This window comes from Rhodanobacter sp. FW104-R8 (genome assembly GCF_001617365.1).
Taxonomy (GTDB): Bacteria; Pseudomonadota; Gammaproteobacteria; order Xanthomonadales; family Rhodanobacteraceae; genus Rhodanobacter.
Genome location: NZ_LVJR01000023.1, coordinates 83,694 through 104,418 on the forward strand (window position 1 = coordinate 83,694; position 20,725 = coordinate 104,418).

Below are 20,725 nucleotides of genomic sequence, written 5' to 3' on the forward strand. Positions count from 1 at the left end.
AACCTTGCGAATTCGTCAATCCGGCGGAAGGTTGAAGCCGCGCAGGATGCGGGCACGCCCCTCGGCGTCGGGTTCCAACAACGCCAGCAACGCGCCATCGCTGGCGTACGCCACGCAGCGCCCGGCTTCCGGCAGGCCCGACAGGGTAATCTGCTGGCCGCGCGAGATCGCCATGCTCTGCGTCTCATCGAGCCGCAATACCGGCAAATCGGACAGGCCGGCCGAGACCGGCAGCAGCCATGCCAGCAAGGCCTCGTCGCCCTGCTCCGCCGCCTGCTCCAGCTGCGCCAGGGTCACCATCCGCGGCTCGCGGAACGGTTCGACCCAGATCCGGCGCAGCGCGGTCAGGTGGGCGCCGCAGCCCAGATCCTCGCCCAGGTCCACCGCCAGCGAACGGACGTAGGTGCCCGAACCGCACTCCACCAGCAACTGCAGCGTGTCATCGGTGCGCGCCAGCAACTCCAGCCGGTACACATCCACTTCACGCGGCGCCACCTCGACGGTTTCGCCGCGCCGCGCCTTGGCATACAGCCGTTCGCCGCCCCGCTTCAGCGCGGAGTACATCGGCGGCACCTGCAGGATGCGGCCGCGCAATCTGGCCAGCGCCGCCTCGATCGCGGCAGCATCGAGCGGCGGCAGCGGGCGTTGCTGAACGAGCTCGCCCTCGCTGTCGGCCGTATCCGTGGTGAGGCCGAGCCGGCACTCGGCCAGATAGGCCTTGCGTGCCCCCAGCAGGCTGCCGGCCAGCTTGGTCGCCTCGCCGAAGCACAGCGGCAGCAGGCCGGTGGCCAGCGGATCGAGCGCGCCGGTATGGCCGCCCTTGGACGCGCGCAGCAGCCGGCGCACGGCCTGCAGCGCCTGGTTGGAGCTCAGGCCCAGCGGCTTGTCGAGCAGCACGATGCCGTGCAGATCACGGAACTGGATGCGCGGCGGACGGCTCATCGGCTCGGCGGTGCCCAATGGCTGCGGTTCAACCCTGCTTGCCGCCGTCCGGCGGCGCCAGGTCCCGCGCCTGCTGACGCAGCAGCGACTCGATGCGCTCGCCTTTGTCGACCGAATCGTCGTACTTGAATTTCAGCTCCGGCACCCGCCGCATGCGCATGCCGCTGTGCGCCAGCGCGTGGCGGATCTCGTGGCTCATCTCGTTGAGCGCCTTCACCGCCGGCAACCCCTGCTCGGGAAGCATGGTGGTCACCCACACCGTGGCCCAGTCCAGGTCACGGGTAATTTCCACGTCGCACACGCTGGTCGACGGCAAGCCGTGGTCGCGCACGGCCGCATGCACCAGCAAGCCCAGCTCGCGGCGCAGTTCGGCACCAATGCGGTCGGTACGTTTGAAATCGCGGGAGGGCATGAAAAAAACCTGAGTAGTGAGTGATGAGGAGTGAGAAACGAGAGAGCGCGTTTGCGCTTCTCTCATTTCTCACTCCTGCCCACTCGTTTCTGCTTTAGAGCGTACGCGCCACTTCGGTGCGTTCGAAGCACTCGATCTGGTCGCCCGGCTTGACGTCGTTGTACTGCTTCACGGCAATGCCGCATTCCATGCCGGCGCGCACCTCGTCGACCAGGTCCTTGAAGCGGCGCAGCGATTCCAGCTCACCCTCGAAGATCACCACGTGGTCGCGCAGCACGCGGATCGGCTTGCTGCGCTTGACCACGCCCTCGGTGACCATGCAGCCGGCCACGGCGCCGAACTTCGAGCTGCGGAACACGTCGCGCACCTCGGCGGTGCCGATGATGTCCTCGCGCACTTCCATGCCGAGCAGGCCGGTGGCCGCCTGGGTCACCTGATCGATCACGTCGTAGATGATCGAGAAGTAGCGCACATCCACAGCGTTCGTCTCGATCACCTTGCGCGCCGAAGCATCGGCACGCACGTTGAAGCCGATCACCAGCGCCTTCGAAGCAGCCGCCAAAGTGGCGTCGGACTCGGTGATGCCACCGACGCCGGAAGCCACCACGTTGACCCTGACCCGGTCGTTGCCGATCTGGGTCAGCGACTCGCGCAAAGCCTCGACCGAGCCCTGCACGTCGCCCTTGACCAGGATGTTGAGCGTCTGCTGCTCCACGCCCTGGCCCATCTTGGCGATGATGTCCTCGAGCCGGTTGCTCTTGCTGACCATCCGCGTCTCGCGCCGCTTGAGTTGGCGCTCCTCGGCGACCTCGCGGGCCAGCCGCTCGTCCTCGACAGCGACGAAATCGTCGCCGGTTTCCGGCACGCCGGACAGGCCGAGCACCTGCACCGGGATCGACGGGCCGGCTTCGGCCACCTGCTTGCCGGTTTCATCGATCAGCGCGCGCATGCGGCCGTATTCGACACCGCAGACCACGAAATCGCCCTTGCGCAGCGTGCCTTGCTGCACCAGTACCGTCGCGACGGGGCCGCGACCACGATCCAGGCTGGATTCGATCACCACGCCGGAAGCGCGGCCATCGGCCACGGCCTTCAGCTCCATCACTTCGGCCTGCACCGAGATCGCATCGAGCAGATCCTCGACACCCGCGCCGGTCTTGGCCGATACCGGTATGAACTGCACGTCGCCGCCCCAGTCTTCCGGCACGACTTCGTGCTGCACCAGGCCCTGCTTGACGTTGTCCGGGTTGGCGCCGTCCTTGTCCATCTTGTTGACCGCGACGATCAGCGGCACCTTGGCGGCGCGCGCATGCTTCACCGCTTCCACCGTCTGCGGCATCACGCCGTCGTCGGCGGCCACCACCAGCACCACGATGTCGGTCGACTGCGCGCCGCGGGCGCGCATCGAGGTGAAGGCGGCATGGCCGGGGGTATCCAGGAACGTGATGACGCCCCTGGAAGTCTCCACGTGATAGGCGCCGATGTGCTGGGTGATGCCGCCGGCTTCGCCGGAAGCAACCTTGGTGCGGCGGATGTAATCGAGCAGCGAGGTCTTGCCGTGGTCGACGTGGCCCATGATCGTCACTACCGGCGGCCGCGTGACCTTTTCGCCCTCCAGTTCGATGTTCTGGGTATGCGCCGCCAGCGTCTCCTCGGCGTTGTTCTGGTTGTCGGCCACCGGCGTGTGGCCGAGTTCCTCGACCACCAGTACGGCAGTGTCGTGGTCGATGGTCTGGTTGATGGTCGCCATCACGCCCATCTTGAACAGCGCCTTGACCACCTCGGAGCCCTTGACCGCCATCTTCTGGGCCAGCTCGGCGACGATGTTGGTATCGCTCACGACCACCTCGCGCACCACCGGTGCGGTCGGCCGCGAGAAGCCGTGCGAGCCGGTCGGTGCGCTGCCGCCGCCACGCGGCGAAAGCTCGCGGCCGCCGCCGCGGGCCGCCTTGCCGCGCTTGCCGCTGGAAGAACGGCGGGCGCGGTCGGCCTCGCTGAGATGCATCTGGCCGCCGGCGAAACGCTTGCTGGCGCTCTCGCGCCCTTCCTTGTCCCCGGCAATGTCGTTGCGTTCGCGTGGATGCTTGGACTTGCCGCGACCGCCTTCGGCCGCGGCAGCCGCGGTCCCGTCACCCGCGGCGGGACGCACGGCCGGAGCGGCCGCAGCGGCAGGCGCCGCGACCGGCTTGACCAGCTTCTCGCGCTTGCGCGGTTCATGGATGCGCGGAAGGATCATGCCCAGCTCGCGCTGGTCGATCCGCTGGACCGATGCGTCCGCCTCGCCACCCGCGCTTGCCGGCGCCGCCTCGGCAGCCGGCGTCTCCACTGCCGCCGCGACGGGCTCGGTCGTATCCGGCTCGGCGGTACCGGCTGCCTCGACCTCGATCCGCGCCTTTTCCTCCTGCTGCCGCTCTTCGTCCAGGGCGCGCTGCTGCGCTTCGACCTGGCGGCGATGCTCGGCCTCGATCCGCTCGCGTTCTTCCTGCTCGCGCTGCTGCTGCGATTCCTGCAGTTTGCGCACGGCCTCCTCGCGCTCGGGCTCGACGCTGGCTTCCTCGGCGATCACGCTGCGCTTGACGTAGGTCCGCTTGGCGCGCACCTCGACGTTGACCGTCTTGGCTGCGCCGGTGGCGCCGCGGCCGCCCGGCGTGGCCACCTTCAATTCGCCGACCGTCCGCCGCTTGAGGGTGATCTGGCGCGGCGCGCTGTCCTCGACCTCCGCGGCGACTCCGCCCTTGCCGTGCGTGCGGCGCAGGAAGCCCAGCAGCTTCACCTTCTCGGTGCTGCTGATGACCTGCTCCTGGTCGGAGAATTTCATGCCCGCCTCGCCAAGCTGCGTCAGCAGCCTGTCGACCGGCATGCCCAGCACCTGGGCGAGTTGTTTGATCGTGACGTCCGACATCGTGTTCTTTGCTCCGCCGTTCCCGCGCTTATCATCTGTGCGGCACCATCTGCACCGCCACCCCCATCCATGGTGAAAGGCCCCTCATGGCCTTTCTCGGCACGCCCGTCCGGGGCGCCGCCGCCTGCGGTTAGCCGCCCTTCTCCAGCCGCGCGATCATCGGCGCACGCGCGGCCATGATCAGCGCTGCGGCGCGTTCCTCGTCCATGCCCTCGATATCGATCATGTCGTCCACCGCCAGGTCGGCCAGGTCGTCGACCGTGGTCACCTCGCGCGCGGCCAGCGCGTAGGCCGTCGCCTCGTCCATCCCTTCCAGCGCAAGCAGCTCGTCGGAAGGCTGATGTTCGTCGACGCCCTCCTCCACCGCCAGTGCCTCGGTCAGCAGCGCATCGCGGGCGCGGGCGCGCAGTTCCTCGACGATGTCCTCGTCGAAGCCCTCCACCGCCAGCAGTTCGGCGCTGGGCACGTAGGCGATTTCCTCGATGCTGGAAAAGCCTTCCTGCACGAGGATCACGGCAATTTCCTGGTCCACTTCGAGCTTCTCCATGAACAGCGCCTTCGCGGCCTCCTGTTCGGCCTCGCTCTTGGCGGTGACCTGGTCCTGGGTCATCACGTTGAGCTGCCAGCCGGTGAGCTTGCTGGCCAGGCGCACGTTCTGGCCGCCGCGGCCGATGGCCTGCGAGAGCTTGTCCTCGGCCACCGCGATGTCCATCGAGTGCTTTTCCTCGTCCATGATGATGGACTGCACCTCGGCCGGCGCCATCGCGTTGATGACGTACTGGGCCTGGTTCTCGTGCCACAGGATGATGTCCACGCGCTCGCCGTTGAGGTCGTTGGACACCGCCTGCACGCGTGAACCGCGCATGCCGATGCAGGCGCCGATCGGATCGGTGCGCGTGTCATGCGCCAGCACGGCGATCTTGGCGCGGTCGCCCGGGTCGCGCGCGCAGCCCTTGATCTCGACCAGGCCCTGGCCGACCTCGGGCACTTCCAGCTTGAACAGCTCGATCATGAACTCCGGCGCGGCGCGCGACACGAACAGCTGCGGGCCACGGGCCTCGGAGCGCACCTCGTACAGGTAGCCGCGCACGCGATCGCCCACGCGCACCGACTCGCGCGGAATCGTCTTGTCGCGCGGGATGAACGCCTCGGCGTTGCCGCCCAGGTCGAGGTAGATGTTGCCGCGCTCCACGCGCTTGACGATGCCGGTGACCAGCTCCCCCACGCGGTCGGCGAACGCGTCGACCACCTGCTGGCGCTCGGCCTCGCGCACGCGCTGCACGATCACCTGCTTGGCAGCCTGCGCCGCGATGCGGCCGAACTCGGCGTTCTCGATCTGCTGCTCGATATACTCGCCCACCATGGCGTCGGCGCGCTCGTCCAGCGCGTCCATCAGGCGCAGCTGATACGACGGCGACTCCATCTCGCCGTCGTCGGCGATGATTTCCCAACGTCGAAACGTCTCGTACTCGCCGGTGTTGTGGTCGATCGACACGCGGATGTCCGGCTCCTCGTCCGGATAGCGCTTTTTCGCGGCCGAGGCCAGCGCGGCCTCCATGGCTTCGAAAATCACTTCCTCCGGCACGCCCTTTTCATTGGCGACCGCGTCGACGACCAGCAAAAGTTCTTTGCTCATTGCAGCAGCTCCATAAACGCCCTGCGGCGTCCGATCGGTAACTTTTGCGTTCATCCCTGAACGCGAGGATCAAGAGGCGGCCCTCCTTGGCCGCACTGTTCAATTCGGTTTCTCTGCGTTCGTCCATGAGCGCGAAGATCAGTAAGCGACCTTCCATGGCCGCACCATTCAATTCAGCCAGCCCGCTTCTTGCCGGGCGCCTTGCCGCCGGGCTTGGGCTGCGGCGCATAACCGAGCGCCACCCAGTCCGGCACCACGCGCGCACTTTCCACCAGCGCGTGGTCGAATTCGAACGTCTTGCCTTCGGCTTCCAGCACGATGCGCCCGCCTTCCACCGAAACCAGCTTGCCACGCAGGCGACGACGACCTTCAAGCGGCGCCCTCAGCAGCACCTTCACTTCCTGCCCGCCGGCCCGCGCAAACTGCGCAGCGGTGAACAGCGGCCGATCCAGGCCCGGCGAGGAAACCTCCAGCACGTAATGGCCCGGAATCGGGTCTTCCACGTCGAGCAGGGCAGACAACTCGCGGCTGGCGGTCTCACAATCCTCGATACCGACCTCGCGGCGCTCGCCGTCGCCCGCTTCCTTGTCCAGCAAGTCCAGATAAACGCGCAGGGTACTCTGCCCGTGCGACGGGGTGAACTCCACGCCGAGGCATTCCAGGCCCAGATCGGCCAGGACCCCGCTGAAACGTTGCACCAGTGCCTGTGTATCCATGGGTAGCCTTCCCAGATCACCTGTGAGAATCGCAGAAACAAAAAATGGGCTCCAACGGCCCATTTCCCTATCTCGCCGATGTCCCACTCCATGCAGCTCTTTCCGGTGCGGGTGCTACCCGAGGCGCCCCCGCACGACGCATCCCTGCGCCCAACAAAAAAGCCTCACGAGGAGGCTTTCTTGCATCAAGAAAGATCTGGTAGCGGGGGCAGGATTCGAACCTGCGACCTTCGGGTTATGAGCCCGACGAGCTGCCAGACTGCTCCACCCCGCATCAGAGTCTGAAGAGTTTACCGGGGTGGCCGGTTTCTTGCAAGCCTCGACGCAATCCTTCCTCGCCGGAGCCAGGACCCCTTGCTCACAACCCGAACGCGCGTCGGCACCAGCCCAGCAGCGGTCCCCAGTACAAGCCCAGCACCAGCAGCGACAGCGCGTTCAGCGACAGCACCATGCGCAGCGGCTTGTCCGGCTGCACCCGCAACTCGCTGCCGGCGACCGGCTCGTCGAAGTACATCACCTTGACCACGTACAGGTAGTAGTACAGGCCGATGATGGCGAATACGATGCCGACGATGGCCAGCCACAGCATGTTCGCGTGGATCGCCGCCTCCAGCACCAGCACCTTGGCCCAGAAGCCGAACAGCGGCGGCACGCCGGCCAGCGAGAACATCGCCAGCAGCATCAGGAACGCCATCCACGGCGACTTCTGGTTGAGCCCCTTGAGATCGGCGATTTCCTCGCACTCGAAACCAGCACGGGTCAGCGCCAGCATCACGCCGAACGCGGCCACCCCCATCAGTGCGTAGCAGATCGCGTAGAACATCGCCGCGGCATAGCCCTCCGGACCGGCGGCGGAGAGGCCGAGCAGCAGGTAGCCCATGTGCGAGATGGTCGAGTACGCCAGCATGCGCTTGAGGTTGGTCTGCACGATCGCGACCAGGTTGCCGATCGCCAGCGAAACCACCGCCAGCACCGCCAGCATCAGCTGCCAGTGCTGCGACAGGTCGCCCATGCCCGCATCGAGCAGGCGGTAGGCCATGCCGAACGCGGCGAGCTTGGAGCCCGAGGCGATGAAGGTGGTGACCGGCGTCGGCGCGCCCTGGTAGACGTCGGGGATCCACATGTGGAACGGCGCGGCGCCCAGCTTGAAGCCGACGCCCACGACCATGAAGACCAGGCCGAACAGCAGCAGGGTCGGCGCCGTGGTGTAGCTCATCACGTTGTGCAGCTGCGCCAGGTCCAGGGTCGGCGTGCCGCCCATGCCGGAAGCGCCGTAGACCATCGACATGCCGTACAGCAGCATGCCCGAGGCCAGCGCGCCCAGCACGAAGTACTTGATCGCCGCCTCCGGCGGCAGCTTCGCGTCGCGGTTCAGCGCCACCAGCGCGTACGACGACAGCGACAGCAGCTCCAGCCCCAGATAGACGGTGACCAGGTTGCCGGCCGACACCAGCAGCATGATGCCGAGCACGGCGAAGATCATCAGCGTGTAGAACTCGCCGCTGACCAGCTTGCGGTCGATCAGGTACGGACGGGCGTAGACGAACACCATCGCGGTGGTGCCCAGCGCGAACACCTTGAGGATCTCGGCCACGTCGTCACGCACGAACATGCCGCCGAACGCGGTCACCGCCTGCGGCGGCTGGCCGGCGATCACCAGGTAGATCGCCACCAGCAGCACGGCGATCGAGATCCAGTGCAGCCAGGGACGCTGCGCCGGCCTCATGAAGGCGTCAGCGAGCAACAGCACGCACGCGGCCCCTACCAAATAGAATTCCGGCAGCAGGATCAGGATGTCATTCAAGGTTGGCATGTCGGGTCCCGATCAAATCTTGTGAATGGCCAGCTGCTGCACCAGCTGCGACACCGAGCTGTCCATCAGGTGGACCAGCGGCTGCGGCCAGACGCCCAGCGCCAGCACGGCGGCGGCGAAGGCGGCCAGCACGAACGTCTCGCGTCCGTTGATCTCCTTCATCTCCGCCACGTGCGGATTGGTGATCGCGCCCCACAGCACGCGCTTGACCAGCCACAGCGTGTAGCCCGCACCGATGATCAGGGTGAACGCGGCGAACAGCGCAACCCACGGATTGGCGGTGAAGCTGGCCAGGATCACCATGAATTCGCCCACGAAACCGCTGGTGCCCGGCAGGCCGCAGTTGGCCATCGCGAACAGCACGTAGAAGAAGCCGAACCACGGCATCGCGTTGATCACGCCGCCGTAGTCCTTGATCAGGCGCGTGTGCATGCGGTCGTACATCACGCCGATGCAGGTGAACATCGCGCCGGAGACGAAACCGTGCGAGATCATCTGCACCATCGCACCCTGCATGCCGAGCATCGCCGTGTCGGTCCTGCCCTGCTCGCGCACCAGCATGAACGCGATGAAGATGCCCAGCGTGACGAAGCCCATGTGCGCCACGGACGAGTACGCCACCAGCTTCTTCATGTCCTCCTGCACCAGCGCGACGTAACCGATGTAGACGATCGCGATCAGGCTGAGCACGATGACCAGCCAGGCGAAATGCGCACCGGCATCGGGCACGATCGGCAGGATGAAGCGCAGCATGCCGTAGGTACCGACCTTCAGCATCACCGCCGCCAGCACCACCGAACCGCCGGTCGGCGCCTCGACGTGGGCGTCCGGCAGCCAGGTGTGCACCGGCACCATCGGCACCTTGATCGCGAACGCGATCAGGAACGCGAAGAAGATCCAGGCCTGCTCCTTGAACGTCAGCGGCAGCGCCGCCAGCGTGGCCAGGTCGAACGTGTGCGCCTTCTGGTACAGGTACAGCAGCGCGATCAGCATGAAGACCGAGCCGAAGAACGTGTAGATGAAGAACTTCAGCGTCGCGTACACGCGGCGCGGGCCGCCCCAGATGCCGATCAGGATGAACATCGGGATCAGGATCGCCTCGAACAGCGCGTAGAACAGCAGCGCGTCGGTGGCGCAGAACACGCCGATCAGCAGACCCTCGAGGACCAGCATCGCGGCCATGTACTGGTGCGGCTTGTCCTGAATGACCTCCCACGCGCCGGCGATCACCAGGACGCCGACGAAGGTCGTCATCACGATCAGCGCCACCGAGATGCCGTCGACCGCCAGGCCGTAATGGACGCCCCAGGAGGCGATCCACAGGTGGCTTTCGACCAGCTGCATCACGGCGCCGGCGGGGTTGTACTGCACCAGCAGGAACAGGCTGGCCACGAAGGTCAGCACCGCCACCAGCAGCGACAGCCAGCGGGCGAGATTGGGCCGGGCCGAACCGGCAAGCAGCACCGGGATGGCGCCGACGACGGGTAGCCAGATCAGCAGGCTGAGCAAGTGATTGAACATGGATCCCGTTTCCCTTAGTGCCCGGCCAGCCCGGACCCGACCAGCCAGTATCCGCCAAGCAGCAGGATCAGGCCGAGAATCATCGCGAAGGCGTAGTGGTAGAGGTAGCCCGACTGCAGGCGGCGCATCGTGGCGGCGACGCGATGCACCAGGTTCACCGAGCCGTTGACCATCGCACCGTCGATCAGCGCCGTCTCGCTGGCCTTCCAGAAGCCGCGACCCAGCAGCACGCTGCCACGGGCAAACAGCGCGAAGTAGACGTCGTCGACCCAGTACTTGCGGTCGAGCACCGTCCACAGCGGCCGCAGCGCCGACTTGATCCGGTCCGCCAGCGCCGGGTTGAACAGGTAGATGTAGGTGGTGACCGCGAAGGCGACCAGCACCAGCAGGAACGGCAACTGGGTGAATCCATGCAGGGCCATCGCCGCCGCGCCATGGAACTCGTGGCCCAGCTCGGCCAGCACGTCGTTCGCCTCGTCCACGCGGATCGCGCCGCGGAACCAGTTGCCGAACAGCGTGGGGCCGACCGTGAAAAATCCGACCAGCAGCGACGGGGTCGCCAGCAGCACCAGCGGCAGCGTCACCACCCACGGCGATTCCTTCGGCGCATGCGCCAGCACGCCCGGCTCGTGATGGCCATGGTCGTCATGGCCGTCGTGATGGCCGTGGCCATGCGGCTCGACCACCTTGAAGCGCTCCTTGCCGTGGAACGTGAGGTACATCTGGCGGAACGTGTACAGGCCCGTCACCAGCGCGCCGGCCATCACGCAGAAATAGGCATAGTGCGCGCCCCAGCGATGCGACAGGCCGACCGCCTCGATGATCGCGTCCTTCGAGTAGAAGCCCGAGGTGAACGGCACCGCCACCAGCGCCAGCGAACCGACCCACATGGTGATCCAGGTGACCGGCATGTACTTGCGCAGGCCGCCCATGTAGCGCATGTCCTGCTCGTGGTGCATCGCGATGATCACCGAGCCGGCGCCGAGGAACAGCAGCGCCTTGAAGAACGCATGGGTCATCAGGTGGAACACCGCGCCCGAGTACATCGACACGCCCAGCGCCACCGTCATGTAGCCCAGCTGCGACAGCGTGGAGTACGCGATCACCCGCTTGATGTCGTTCTGCACGATGCCGATCAGCCCGGTGAACAGCGCGGTGGTGGCGCCGATCACCAGCACGAAGCTCAGCGCCGTGGACGACATCTCGAACAGCGGCGACATGCGCGCCACCATGAAGATGCCGGCGGTCACCATCGTCGCCGCATGGATCAGCGCGGAGATCGGGGTCGGGCCTTCCATCGAGTCGGGCAGCCACACGTGCAGCGGCACCTGCGCCGACTTGCCCATCGCGCCGACGAACAGGCAGATGCAGATCACCGTGGCCGCGTCCCACTGCGTGTTCGCGGTGATCTGCAGGGCCTTGCCGGCCAGGCCGGGGGCCGCGGCGAACGCGGTGGCGTAGTCCAGCGTGCCGAGGAAATACAGCACCGCCGCGATGCCGAGCAGGAAGCCGAAGTCGCCCACGCGGTTGACCAGGAACGCCTTCAGGTTCGCGAAGATCGCGGTCGGCCGCTTGTACCAGAAGCCGATCAGCAGGTACGACACCAGGCCCACCGCTTCCCAGCCGAAGAACAGCTGCATGAAGTTGTTGCTCATGACCAGCATGAACATCGAGAAGGTGAACAGCGAGATGTAGCTGAAGAAGCGCGTGTAGCCGTCGTCGTCGGCCATGTAGCCGATGGTGTAGACGTGCACCAGCAGCGACACGAAGCTCACCACCACCAGCATCAGCGCGGTCAGGCGGTCGACCATGAAGCCGACGCTGGCGTTGAACGGGCCGATCTGGAACCAGGTGTAGATGTTCTGGTTGTACTCGGCCGCCCCGCCCATGGTGAGCTGGTACAGCACGTAGAACGACAGCGCGCACGATACGGCCACGCCGAGGATGGTGACGCCGTGCGAACCGGCGCGCCCCAGGAACTTGCCCAGGAAACCGGCCAGCACGCAGCCCACCAGCGGCGCCAGCGCGATCGTCAGCAGGATGGAGGTGGAAAGACCCATGTGTTCAGCCCTTCATGCTGTCGATGTCGGCGATGTTGATGGTGCTGCGCGTACGGAACAGCAGCACCAGGATCGCCAGGCCGATGGCGGCTTCCGCCGCCGCCACGGTGAGGATGAAGAACACGAACACCTGCCCCGCCACGTCGCCGAGGAAACGCGAGAACGCCACGAAGTTCATGTTCACGGCGAGCAGCATCAGCTCGATCGACATCAGCAGCACGATCACGTTCTTGCGATTGATGAACATGCCGGCGACGGCGATGCAGAACAGCACCGCGCCGAGCACGATGTAGTGCGCGAGCGAGATCATGGCTGCGGCTCCTGGGGGGCGGTCGGTTCGTCGGGGCGGACGGCGGCCATCTTCACGATGCGCACGCGGTCGCGCGGATTGACCTTGACCTGCTGGCTGGCCGATTCGTAGCGCGCGTCGCGGCGCTCGCGCAGGGTCAGCGCCACGGCCGCCACGATGCCCACGGTGAGGATCAGCGCGGCGATCTCGAACGGCAGCAGGAACTTCGTGTACAGCGCATGGCCCAGCCATTCGGTATTGTTGCTCATGCCCGCGGCCAGCGCGGGGTCGGCGCCCATGACCTTCGCCTGCATCGCGCGCACGCCGATCAGGCCGAGCATCTCGACCAGCATCACCGCCGCCACGATCAGGCCGACCGGCAGGAATTTCACGAAGCCCTCGCGCAGTTTCTCCTGATCGATGTCGAGCATCATCACCACGAACAGGAACAGCACCATCACCGCGCCCACGTAGACCACGATCAGCGCCAGCGCCAGGAACTCGGCCTCGAGCAGAAGCCACAGGCAGGCCGCACTGAAGAAGGTAAGCACCAGCGCCAGCACCGCGTGCACGCTGTTCTTCAGCGTGATCACCGACAATGCCGCGGCGGCGGTGACGAAGCCGAAGGCGTAGAAACAGATGAGTTGCAACAGTTGGGGGTTCATCGTTGGCCTCAGCGGTACGCCGCATCCTGCGTGCGGTCGGCGGCAATCTGCTGTTCGAAGCGGTCGCCGATGGCAAGCAGCTGCTGCTTGTTCACCACGTTCTCGCCACGGTGTTCGAAGTGGTATTCGTGGATCGAGGTCTCGACGATCGAATCGACCGGGCAGCTCTCCTCGCAGAAGCCGCAGTAGATGCACTTGAACAGGTCGATCTCGTAGCGGGTGGTGCGGCGCTGGCCGTCGCTCTCGCGCGGCGCCGAGTCGATGGTGATCGCCAGCGCGGGGCACACCGCCTCGCACAGCTTGCAGGCGATGCAGCGTTCCTCGCCGTTCGCGTAGCGGCGCAGCGCATGCAGGCCGCGGAAGCGGTTCGACTTGGGGATGTGCTCCATCGGGTAGCGCATCGTGTACTTCGGCTTGAACAGGTAGCGCAGGGTCACGCCCATGCCCTGGAACAGCTCGACCAGCAGCAGGCTCTTGAAATAACCGGTAACGCGATTCATGGCTTATGCCCCCGTGCCGATGCTGACCAGGCCCCAGTACTTCAGGCAACCGGCCACGAAGACCCACGCGATGGCGATGGGAATGAACACCTTCCAGCCCAGCCGCATGATCTGGTCATAGCGATAGCGGGGAAAAGTGGCGCGGAACCACAGGAACATGAAGGAGAACAGGAACGCCTTGACCAGCAGCCAGGGGAAACCGCCGTGGCCGATGAAGCCCCACGAGGCCGGGAACGGCGACAGCCAGCCGCCCATGAACAGCACCGCGGCGAGGAAACTGAGCAGGATCATGTTGGCGTATTCGGCCAGGAAGAACAGCGCGAATGCCGAGCCGGAATATTCCACGTGGAAGCCGGCGACGATTTCCGACTCGCCTTCGGCCACGTCGAACGGCGCGCGGTTGGTCTCGGCCACGCCGGAGATGAAATACACCACGAACACCGGCAGCAGCGGCAGCCAGAACCAGTCGAAGATGCCCTTGCTGCCGGCCTGCGCGTTGACGATCGTGCTGAGGTTGAGCGAGCCGGCCAGCACCAGCACGCAGACCAGGCACAGGCCCATCGCCAGCTCGTAGGAGATCACCTGCGCCGCCGAACGCATCGCGCCGAGCAGTGCGTAGCGCGAGTTGGACGCCCAGCCGGCGATGATGATGCCGTACACGCCCATCGAGGTCATCGCCAGCAGGTACAGCACGCCCGCATTGGCGTTGGACAGCACCATCCTGCCGCTGAACGGCACCACCGCCCATGCCGCCAGTGCCGGCACCAGCGCGATCATCGGCGCCGTGTAGTACAGGAAGCGGTTGGCCTTGGTCGGCAGGATCACTTCCTTGATCAGCAGCTTCACCACGTCGGCGAAGGCCTGCAGCAGGCCGAACGGGCCGACCTTGTTCGGCCCCATGCGCACGTGCATCCAGCCGAGGACCTTGCGCTCCCAGTAGACGAACATCGCCACCGCGAGCACCAGTGGCAGCACGATGCATAGGATGTAGATGATCGGCCACACGATCTGGTTGATGAGTTGATCAGCCATGATGCTTATGCCTTGCCCAAGGTGATGGCCGCGCCGTAGGGCGGCAGCGTGACGGTGAGATCCTGGGCCGCCTCGATCCACGCCGTGCCGTCGGGCACGGCGGCATCGATCACCAGCGGCAGCAGCGCGTCGGCGGCGCGTACCTGGTCGCCGGCGGCGAGGCCGTGCCGGCCGGCTTCCGCCGCATTCAGGCGCACCGCGGGCGCACGGTTCAGCGGGTGCGCATTCAACGCCGTCGCGCGACGCAATACCGCATCGCTGCGGTAGATCGGCCAGGTGGCCAGGCGGGTCAGGCCATTGACGGCCGTGCGCACGGCCAGGCCGCTGCGCGGCATCGCCGCACGCTCGGCGATGCCGTCGCGCAGGCCGGCGAGATCGTCGAACTCGAAGCCGACCAGTTGCAGGGCGCCGCCCAGCGCACGCAACACCTTCCAGCCCGGCCGGGCCTGGCCCGGCGCCTTCGCGCCGGCGGCCACGCCCTGCGCCAGCCCATCGACGTTGACCAGGGTCGCGTCGATCTCCGGCAACAGCGCGATCGGCAGGATCACGTCGGCCACCTCGCGCAGCGCGGCACTGGCATAGGCGCTGAACGCCACCACCTGGTCCGCGCCATGCAGCGCCCGCAAGGCCGCGCCGCCATCGGCAAAGTCGTGCGGCGGCTCGACGCCGTACAGCAGGTAGCTCTTGCGCGGCTGCGCCAGCATCGCCTGCGCGTCCAGGCCGCCGTTGCCCGGCACCACGCCGAGCCGCGCCAGGCCGACGGCATTCGCGCCGACCGGCAGTTCGTCGTAGCCGGCGCCGGTGGCATCGGCGACGAAGCGCGCGACCGCCCGCAGCCACGAGGCCTGCGGATGGGTCACGGCGGCCTCGCCGAGGATCACCACCGCCTTGCCCTGCTCCGATGCAGCCTGTTTCAGCGCGGCGATCGCGTCGCTGTCGCCCTGGTCGTACTGCGCCGCGGCAACCGCCTCGGCCAGTGCCGCCGGCGCGGCCGCGCCGGCGGCCACGGCAGCCCTGGCCAGCGCCAGCAGCGCGTCGACCAGCGCCTGCGGCGCCACGACCGCCTCGCCGGCCAGCTTGTAGTTGAAATCGAAGTGCGCCGGATTGACCGCGTAGACCTTCGCGCCCTTCTTGGCCGCCTGATGCAGGCGATGGTTCAGCAGCGGCATTTCATGGCGCAGGTCGGAACCGACCAGCAAGGCGGCCCGGATCTGGTCGACTTCCGTCACCGGCAGCGCGAACGGCTGCGCCACGGCGTGGTCGGCGAAGTCGAGCTGGCGCAGGCGGTGGTCGACGTGCGCGCTGCCCAAGCCGCGCGCCAGCCGCATCAGCAGGTCGCCCTCCTCGTTCGAGGTGGCCGGATGCAGCAGGATGCCCAGCTCGCTGCCCGGCACCTTCTTCAGCGCCTCGCCCGCGGCCTGCAGCGCGTCTTCCCAGGTGGTCGCCTGCCACTGGCCGTTGCGCTTCACTTCCGGCGCGCCGATGCGGTCGGCGGCGACCATGCCCTGGTGGCTGTAGCGGTCGCGGTCGGACAGCCAGCACTCGTTGACGGCCTCGTTGTCACGCGGCACCGTGCGCAGCACCTCGCCGCGGCGGGTGTGCAGCCACAGGTTGGAGCCCAGCGCGTCGTGATAGCCGATCGACGGCTTGGCGACCAGCTCCCACGCGCGCGCCTTGAACTGGAACGGCTTGTCGGTGAGCGCACCGACCGGGCAGACGTCGATGATGTTGCCCGAGAGCTCGCTCTCGACGTTCTTGCCGATATACGTGCCGATCACATGGCGGTCGCCACGGTCCATGCTGCCGAACTCGTAGGTGCCGGCAATCTCGCTGATGAAACGGACGCAGCGCGTGCAATGGATGCAGCGCGTCATCTCGGTGGCGACCAGCGGGCCGATGTTCTCGTCGGTAACGGTGCGCTTGCGCTCGGTGAAGCGCGACACGCTGCGGCCGTAGCCCAGCGCCATGTCCTGCAGCTCGCACTCGCCACCCTGGTCGCAGATCGGGCAGTCCAGCGGGTGGTTGATGAGCAGGAATTCCATCACGTTGCGCTGCGCGTGCAGCGCCTTGTCCGAGCGGGTCAGCACCTTCATGCCTTCGGCCACCGGGGTGGCGCAGGCCGGCTGCGGCTTCGGCATCGGGCGACCGCCCATCTCCACCTCGACCAGGCACTGCCGGCAGCTCGCCGCGATCGGCAACTTGCGGTGATAGCAGAAACGCGGAATCGGGATGCCGGCCCGATCGGTGGCCTCGATGATCATCGAGCCCTTGGGTACCTGGATCGGCTTGCCGTCGACCTCGATGTTGACGAGGTTCGGCGCGGTGTTCTGGGTCGGCTGCGCGCTCATGCCGCGGCTCCACGCGTGGCGTCGACCATGGAGTGCCCATGCTCGACGTAGTATTCGAACTCATGCCAGTAATGGCGCAGGAAACCCTGCACCGGCCAGGCTGCCGCCTCGCCGAAGGCACAGATGGTGTGGCCCTCGATCTGGCCGGCCACCGTCTTGAGGCGATGCAGATCGTCGGCATTGCCCTTGCCGGCGACGATGCGCGTCAGCACGCGGTGCATCCAGCCGGTGCCCTCGCGGCACGGCGTGCACTGGCCGCAGGATTCCATGTGGTAGAACTGGCTGATGCGCTCGCAGGCGCGCACCATGCAGGTGGTCTCGTCCATCACGATCACCGCGCCCGAACCGAGGCCCGAACCGGCCTTCTGGATCGCGTCGTAATCCATGGTGAGGCCCATCATCGTCTCGCCCGGCAGCACCGGCATCGAGGAGCCGCCCGGGATCACCGCCTTGATCCTGTGCCCGTTGCGCACGCCGCCGGCCATCGCCAGCAGCTCGGCGAACGGCGTGCCCAGGCGGATCTCGTAGTTGCCGGGGCGGTTGACGTGGCCGGACACCGAGAAGATCTTCGGGCCGCCGTTGTTCGGCTTGCCGAGGTTGAGGAACCAGTCGGCGCCGTTGCGCAGGATCGCCGGCACCGAGGCATAGGTCTCGGTGTTGTTGATCGTGGTCGGCTTGCCGTACAGGCCGAAGTTGGCCGGGAACGGCGGCTTGAAGCGCGGCCAGCCCTTCTTGCCTTCCAGCGATTCCATCAGCGCGGTTTCTTCGCCGCAGATATAGGCGCCGGCGCCGAGCGCCGCGTAGACGTCCACGTCCAGCCCGGTGCCCTGCACGTTCTTGCCGAGCAGGCCAGCCGCGTAGGCTTCCTTCAGCGCCGCCTCGAAATGCTCGTACGGCTCGTGGTGGAACTCGCCGCGCAGGTAGTTGTAGGCCACCGTCGAGCCGGTGCAGTAACAGGCGATCGCCAGGCCCTCGATCACCGCATGCGGGTTGTAGCGCAGGATGTCGCGATCCTTCGCCGTGCCCGGCTCGGATTCGTCCGAGTTGCACAGGATGTATTTCTGCATGTCGCCCTTCGGCATGAAGGACCACTTTAGGCCGGTGGGAAAGCCCGCACCGCCACGGCCGCGCAGGCTGCTCTTCTTGATTTCGTCGACCAGCGAAACCGGGTCGGGCTTCTCGGCGAGGATCTTCCTCCATGCCTTGTAGCCATCGACCTTCTCGTAGCTTTCCATCGACCACGGCGTGTCGAAATGCAGCGTGGTGTAGACCACCTGGTGTTCCTGCGGAGCGGGTCCGACGGCCATCAGTGCTTCCCCTCGGCATCGTGGGCGTGGTCCGGGCCATCCATGCTCAGGCCGTCGAGAATCTCGTCGAGCTTCTCGATGGTCAGGTGTTCGTGATAGTGACCATTCACCGTCATCGCCGGCGCATACACGCAGGCCGCGATGCACTCCTCTTCCTTCTTCAGGTAGACGCGGCCGTCCGGCGTGCTCTCGCCCAGCTTGATGCCCAGCTTCTTCTCGCAGTGGTGCACCAGTCCCTCGGCGCCGTTGAGCCAGCAGGAGATGTTGGTGCAGATCGCCACGTTGTTGCGGCCGACCGGCTTGGTCTCCAGCATCGAGTAGAAGCTCGCCACCTCGTAGGCCCAGATCGCCGGCAGGTCGAGGTACTTCGCGACCGCGGTGATCAGCTCGTCGGTGAGGAAGCCGTGGTTCTGCTCCTGCGCGCCGAACAGCGCCTGGATCAGCGCCGAGCGTTTGCGGTCCGGCGGAAACTTGGCCACCCACTCGTCGATGTGATGGCGGGTATGCTCGTTGAGTTCGACGAGGGGGTCGACGTTCCTGACCTGCTCGTAATGTCCGGTGGCTTTCATGCGTTTCTCCGTCGTGCCGGCTCAGCGGTCCACTTCGCCGAACACGAGGTCGTAGGTACCGATCATGGCCACCACGTCGGCGAGCATGTGGCCGCGCACGATGGTGTCCATGGATGACAGATGGGCAAAGCCCGGGGCGCGCAGGTGCACGCGGAACGGCTTGTTGGCGCCGTCGGAAACCAGGTAGCAGCCGAACTCGCCCTTGGGCGCCTCGACCGCGCAATAGGTTTCGCCGGCCGGCACGCAGTAGCCCTCGGTGAACAGCTTGAAGTGATGGATGAGCGCTTCCATGTCCTGCTTCATCTCGACCCGCGACGGCGGCGCCACCTTGAAGTTCTTCACCATCACCGGGCCGGGGTTGGCGCGCAGCCACTCCACGCACTGCCGGATGATGCGGTTGGATTGGCGCATCTCTTCCACGCGCACCAGGTAGCGGTCGTAGCAGTCGCCGTTGACGCCGACCGGGATGTCGAAATCCATCTCGGCGTACTTCGCGTACGGCTGCTTCTTGCGCAGGTCCCATTCGACGCCCGAGCCGCGCAGCATCGCGCCGGTCATGCCCCACTGCTGGGCCAGCTCCGGGCTGACCACGCCGATGCCGACGGTGCGCTGCTTCCAGATGCGGTTGGTGGTGAGCAGTTCCTCGTACTCGTCCACCTTCGACGGGAAGTCGGCGGTGAACGCGTCGAGGAAGTCGAGCATCGAGCCTTCGCGCCAGCTGTTGATGCGCTTCAGGTCGGCGCCCTTGTGCCACGGCGACTCGCGGTACTTCGACATCTGCTCCGGCAGGTCGCGGTAGACGCCGCCCGGGCGGTAGTACGTGGCGTGCATGCGCGCGCCCGACACCGCCTCGTAGACGTCCATCAGTTCCTCGCGTTCGCGGAACGCGTACAGGATCACCGCCATCGCGCCCAGGTCGAGCGCGTTCGAGCCGATCCACATCAAGTGGTTCAGGATGCGGGTGATCTCGTCGAACATGGTGCGGATGTACTGCGCGCGCTCCGGCGCCTCGATCCCCAGCAGGGTCTCGATCGCGCGCACGTAGGCGTGCTCGTTGCACATCATCGACACGTAGTCGAGCCGGTCCATGTAGCCGATCGACTGGTTGAACGGCTTGGATTCGGCCAGCTTCTCGGTACCGCGATGGAGCAGGCCGACGTGCGGATCGGTGCGGACGATGGTCTCGCCGTCCATCTCCATGATCAGGCGCAGCACGCCGTGCGCAGCCGGATGCTGCGGGCCGAAGTTCATCGTGTAGTTGCGAATTTCCTGCATGCTCAATTCTCCCGCCAGTGGTCGGCGGCTTCGGCCCTGGCCTGCATCAGGTCGGCATCGTCGCGGATGGTGCGCGGCACCAGCACGCGCGGCTCGATCGACACCGGCTCGTAGATCACCCGCTGCTGCTCGGGGTCGTAGCGCACCTCGACGTTGCCGATCAGCGGGAAGTCCTTGCGGAACGGATGGCCGACGAACCCGTAGTCGGTGAGGATGCGGCGCAGGTCCGGGTGACCGTCGAAGATGATGCCGTACAGGTCGAACGCCTCGCGCTCGAACCAGTTCACGCCCGGCCACACCGAAGTCAGCGACGGCACCACCGGCAGGCTGTCGTCCTCGCAGAACACGCGCAGGCGCAGGCGGCGGTTGTGTTCGATCGAGAGCAGCTGGATCACCGCGGCGAACCGGCGCGGCTGGTTCTCGCCGTTGCCGCGCGGACGTCCGGCCCAGTCGAAACGCCCCTGTGCCTGGCCTTCCACGCCGCGCGAGAAACCGGTGCCGGAAACCGTTTCGGTATCCCACTCGACCTGACCATAACCGAGGTAGTCGATGCCGCACAGGTCGATCAATTCGCTGAAGCGGAACGCCGGCTCGTCGCGCAGCGCGGTGGCCACCGCGAACAGGTCGGCGGCGGCCAGTTCGGCCACGGTCTCGTTACGCACGGTGGTGACGGCCAGCGTGTCGCCGAATCGCGCAGCGAGCTGCCCGGCCAGCGAGGTCTTTTGGGTATCGGTCATG

General features: G+C 66.5%; 17 protein-coding genes and 1 tRNA gene. All 18 read right to left on the reverse strand.

Translation table 11 applies throughout. From position 1 onward, the window contains the following. Positions 1-15 precede the first annotated feature (15 nt). The gene (truB, locus tag RHOFW104R8_RS06865; RefSeq protein ID WP_068091137.1) at positions 16-942 is read right to left on the reverse strand and encodes a tRNA pseudouridine(55) synthase TruB; all 927 of its coding nucleotides are present in this window, start codon (positions 940-942) and stop codon (positions 16-18) included. Between the two features lie 28 nt (positions 943-970). After that, the gene (gene rbfA, locus RHOFW104R8_RS06870; protein ID WP_068091030.1) at positions 971-1,354 is read right to left on the reverse strand and encodes a 30S ribosome-binding factor RbfA; all 384 of its coding nucleotides are present in this window, start codon (positions 1,352-1,354) and stop codon (positions 971-973) included. Between the two features lie 94 nt (positions 1,355-1,448). Then, on the reverse strand, positions 1,449-4,256 hold the full coding sequence (gene infB / locus RHOFW104R8_RS06875; protein WP_068091032.1) for a translation initiation factor IF-2: 2,808 nt from the start codon (positions 4,254-4,256) through the stop codon (positions 1,449-1,451). 130 nt (positions 4,257-4,386) lie between these two features. After that, positions 4,387-5,892, reverse strand: coding sequence for a transcription termination factor NusA (gene nusA / locus RHOFW104R8_RS06880; protein ID WP_068091034.1), 1,506 nt, complete (start codon positions 5,890-5,892; stop codon positions 4,387-4,389). Between the two features lie 173 nt (positions 5,893-6,065). Then, a complete protein-coding gene (rimP, locus tag RHOFW104R8_RS06885) occupies positions 6,066-6,608 on the reverse strand; it encodes a ribosome maturation factor RimP (protein ID WP_068091036.1) in 543 nt (180 codons plus the stop codon). A gap of 197 nt (positions 6,609-6,805) precedes the next feature. Then, a tRNA-Met gene (locus tag RHOFW104R8_RS06890) sits at positions 6,806-6,882 on the reverse strand. Positions 6,883-6,966: 84 nt separating this feature from the next. Next, positions 6,967-8,421: an NADH-quinone oxidoreductase subunit NuoN gene (gene nuoN, locus RHOFW104R8_RS06895; RefSeq protein WP_068091039.1), complete on the reverse strand. Its 1,455-nt coding sequence runs from the start codon at positions 8,419-8,421 to the stop codon at positions 6,967-6,969. A gap of 12 nt (positions 8,422-8,433) precedes the next feature. Then, positions 8,434-9,942 (reverse strand): NADH-quinone oxidoreductase subunit M, encoded by a 1,509-nt coding sequence (locus RHOFW104R8_RS06900; RefSeq protein ID WP_068091041.1) that lies wholly within the window; start codon positions 9,940-9,942, stop codon positions 8,434-8,436. Positions 9,943-9,956: 14 nt separating this feature from the next. Next, positions 9,957-12,002, reverse strand: coding sequence for an NADH-quinone oxidoreductase subunit L (nuoL, locus tag RHOFW104R8_RS06905; RefSeq protein ID WP_068091043.1), 2,046 nt, complete (start codon positions 12,000-12,002; stop codon positions 9,957-9,959). 4 nt (positions 12,003-12,006) lie between these two features. Then, the gene (gene nuoK / locus RHOFW104R8_RS06910; protein ID WP_068091045.1) at positions 12,007-12,312 is read right to left on the reverse strand and encodes an NADH-quinone oxidoreductase subunit NuoK; all 306 of its coding nucleotides are present in this window, start codon (positions 12,310-12,312) and stop codon (positions 12,007-12,009) included. After that, positions 12,309-12,956 carry an NADH-quinone oxidoreductase subunit J gene (locus RHOFW104R8_RS06915; RefSeq protein WP_068091047.1) on the reverse strand — a complete coding sequence of 216 codons (648 nt, stop codon included), beginning with the start codon at positions 12,954-12,956 and terminating at the stop codon, positions 12,309-12,311. Before RHOFW104R8_RS06915 ends, nuoK begins: the two co-directional genes overlap by 4 nt. A gap of 8 nt (positions 12,957-12,964) precedes the next feature. Continuing rightward, positions 12,965-13,456, reverse strand: a complete 492-nt coding sequence (nuoI, locus tag RHOFW104R8_RS06920) for an NADH-quinone oxidoreductase subunit NuoI (RefSeq protein WP_068091050.1) — start codon at positions 13,454-13,456, stop codon at positions 12,965-12,967. Between the two features lie 3 nt (positions 13,457-13,459). Continuing rightward, positions 13,460-14,488: an NADH-quinone oxidoreductase subunit NuoH gene (gene nuoH / locus RHOFW104R8_RS06925; protein ID WP_068091052.1), complete on the reverse strand. Its 1,029-nt coding sequence runs from the start codon at positions 14,486-14,488 to the stop codon at positions 13,460-13,462. Between the two features lie 5 nt (positions 14,489-14,493). Continuing rightward, positions 14,494-16,836 carry an NADH-quinone oxidoreductase subunit NuoG gene (nuoG, locus tag RHOFW104R8_RS06930; protein WP_068091053.1) on the reverse strand — a complete coding sequence of 781 codons (2,343 nt, stop codon included), beginning with the start codon at positions 16,834-16,836 and terminating at the stop codon, positions 14,494-14,496. Beyond that, positions 16,833-18,143 (reverse strand): NADH-quinone oxidoreductase subunit NuoF, encoded by a 1,311-nt coding sequence (nuoF, locus tag RHOFW104R8_RS06935; protein ID WP_068091055.1) that lies wholly within the window; start codon positions 18,141-18,143, stop codon positions 16,833-16,835. Before nuoF ends, nuoG begins: the two co-directional genes overlap by 4 nt. Then, on the reverse strand, positions 18,143-18,712 hold the full coding sequence (gene nuoE, locus RHOFW104R8_RS06940) for an NADH-quinone oxidoreductase subunit NuoE (RefSeq protein ID WP_068091057.1): 570 nt from the start codon (positions 18,710-18,712) through the stop codon (positions 18,143-18,145). Before nuoE ends, nuoF begins: the two co-directional genes overlap by 1 nt. A gap of 21 nt (positions 18,713-18,733) precedes the next feature. Beyond that, positions 18,734-19,987, reverse strand: a complete 1,254-nt coding sequence (locus tag RHOFW104R8_RS06945) for an NADH-quinone oxidoreductase subunit D (RefSeq protein WP_068091059.1) — start codon at positions 19,985-19,987, stop codon at positions 18,734-18,736. Between the two features lie 2 nt (positions 19,988-19,989). Continuing rightward, positions 19,990-20,724: an NADH-quinone oxidoreductase subunit C gene (locus RHOFW104R8_RS06950; protein ID WP_068091142.1), complete on the reverse strand. Its 735-nt coding sequence runs from the start codon at positions 20,722-20,724 to the stop codon at positions 19,990-19,992. Between the last annotated feature and the right edge of the window lies 1 nt (position 20,725).

Excerpts from the sequence above, each read along its gene's own strand:
- truB (WP_068091137.1), bottom strand. The coding sequence starts at position 942 with ATGAGCCGTCCGCCGCGCATCCAGTTCCGTGATCTGCACGGCATCGTG.
- rbfA (WP_068091030.1), bottom strand. The coding sequence starts at position 1,354 with ATGCCCTCCCGCGATTTCAAACGTACCGACCGCATTGGTGCCGAACTG.
- infB (WP_068091032.1), bottom strand. The coding sequence starts at position 4,256 with ATGTCGGACGTCACGATCAAACAACTCGCCCAGGTGCTGGGCATGCCG.
- nusA (WP_068091034.1), bottom strand. The coding sequence starts at position 5,892 with ATGAGCAAAGAACTTTTGCTGGTCGTCGACGCGGTCGCCAATGAAAAG.
- rimP (WP_068091036.1), bottom strand. The coding sequence starts at position 6,608 with ATGGATACACAGGCACTGGTGCAACGTTTCAGCGGGGTCCTGGCCGAT.
- nuoN (WP_068091039.1), bottom strand. The coding sequence starts at position 8,421 with ATGCCAACCTTGAATGACATCCTGATCCTGCTGCCGGAATTCTATTTG.
- RHOFW104R8_RS06900 (WP_068091041.1), bottom strand. The coding sequence starts at position 9,942 with ATGTTCAATCACTTGCTCAGCCTGCTGATCTGGCTACCCGTCGTCGGC.
- nuoL (WP_068091043.1), bottom strand. The coding sequence starts at position 12,002 with ATGGGTCTTTCCACCTCCATCCTGCTGACGATCGCGCTGGCGCCGCTG.
- nuoK (WP_068091045.1), bottom strand. The coding sequence starts at position 12,312 with ATGATCTCGCTCGCGCACTACATCGTGCTCGGCGCGGTGCTGTTCTGC.
- RHOFW104R8_RS06915 (WP_068091047.1), bottom strand. The coding sequence starts at position 12,956 with ATGAACCCCCAACTGTTGCAACTCATCTGTTTCTACGCCTTCGGCTTC.
- nuoI (WP_068091050.1), bottom strand. The coding sequence starts at position 13,456 with ATGAATCGCGTTACCGGTTATTTCAAGAGCCTGCTGCTGGTCGAGCTG.
- nuoH (WP_068091052.1), bottom strand. The coding sequence starts at position 14,488 with ATGGCTGATCAACTCATCAACCAGATCGTGTGGCCGATCATCTACATC.
- nuoG (WP_068091053.1), bottom strand. The coding sequence starts at position 16,836 with ATGAGCGCGCAGCCGACCCAGAACACCGCGCCGAACCTCGTCAACATC.
- nuoF (WP_068091055.1), bottom strand. The coding sequence starts at position 18,143 with ATGGCCGTCGGACCCGCTCCGCAGGAACACCAGGTGGTCTACACCACG.
- nuoE (WP_068091057.1), bottom strand. The coding sequence starts at position 18,712 with ATGAAAGCCACCGGACATTACGAGCAGGTCAGGAACGTCGACCCCCTC.
- RHOFW104R8_RS06945 (WP_068091059.1), bottom strand. The coding sequence starts at position 19,987 with ATGCAGGAAATTCGCAACTACACGATGAACTTCGGCCCGCAGCATCCG.
- RHOFW104R8_RS06950 (WP_068091142.1), bottom strand. The coding sequence starts at position 20,724 with ATGACCGATACCCAAAAGACCTCGCTGGCCGGGCAGCTCGCTGCGCGA.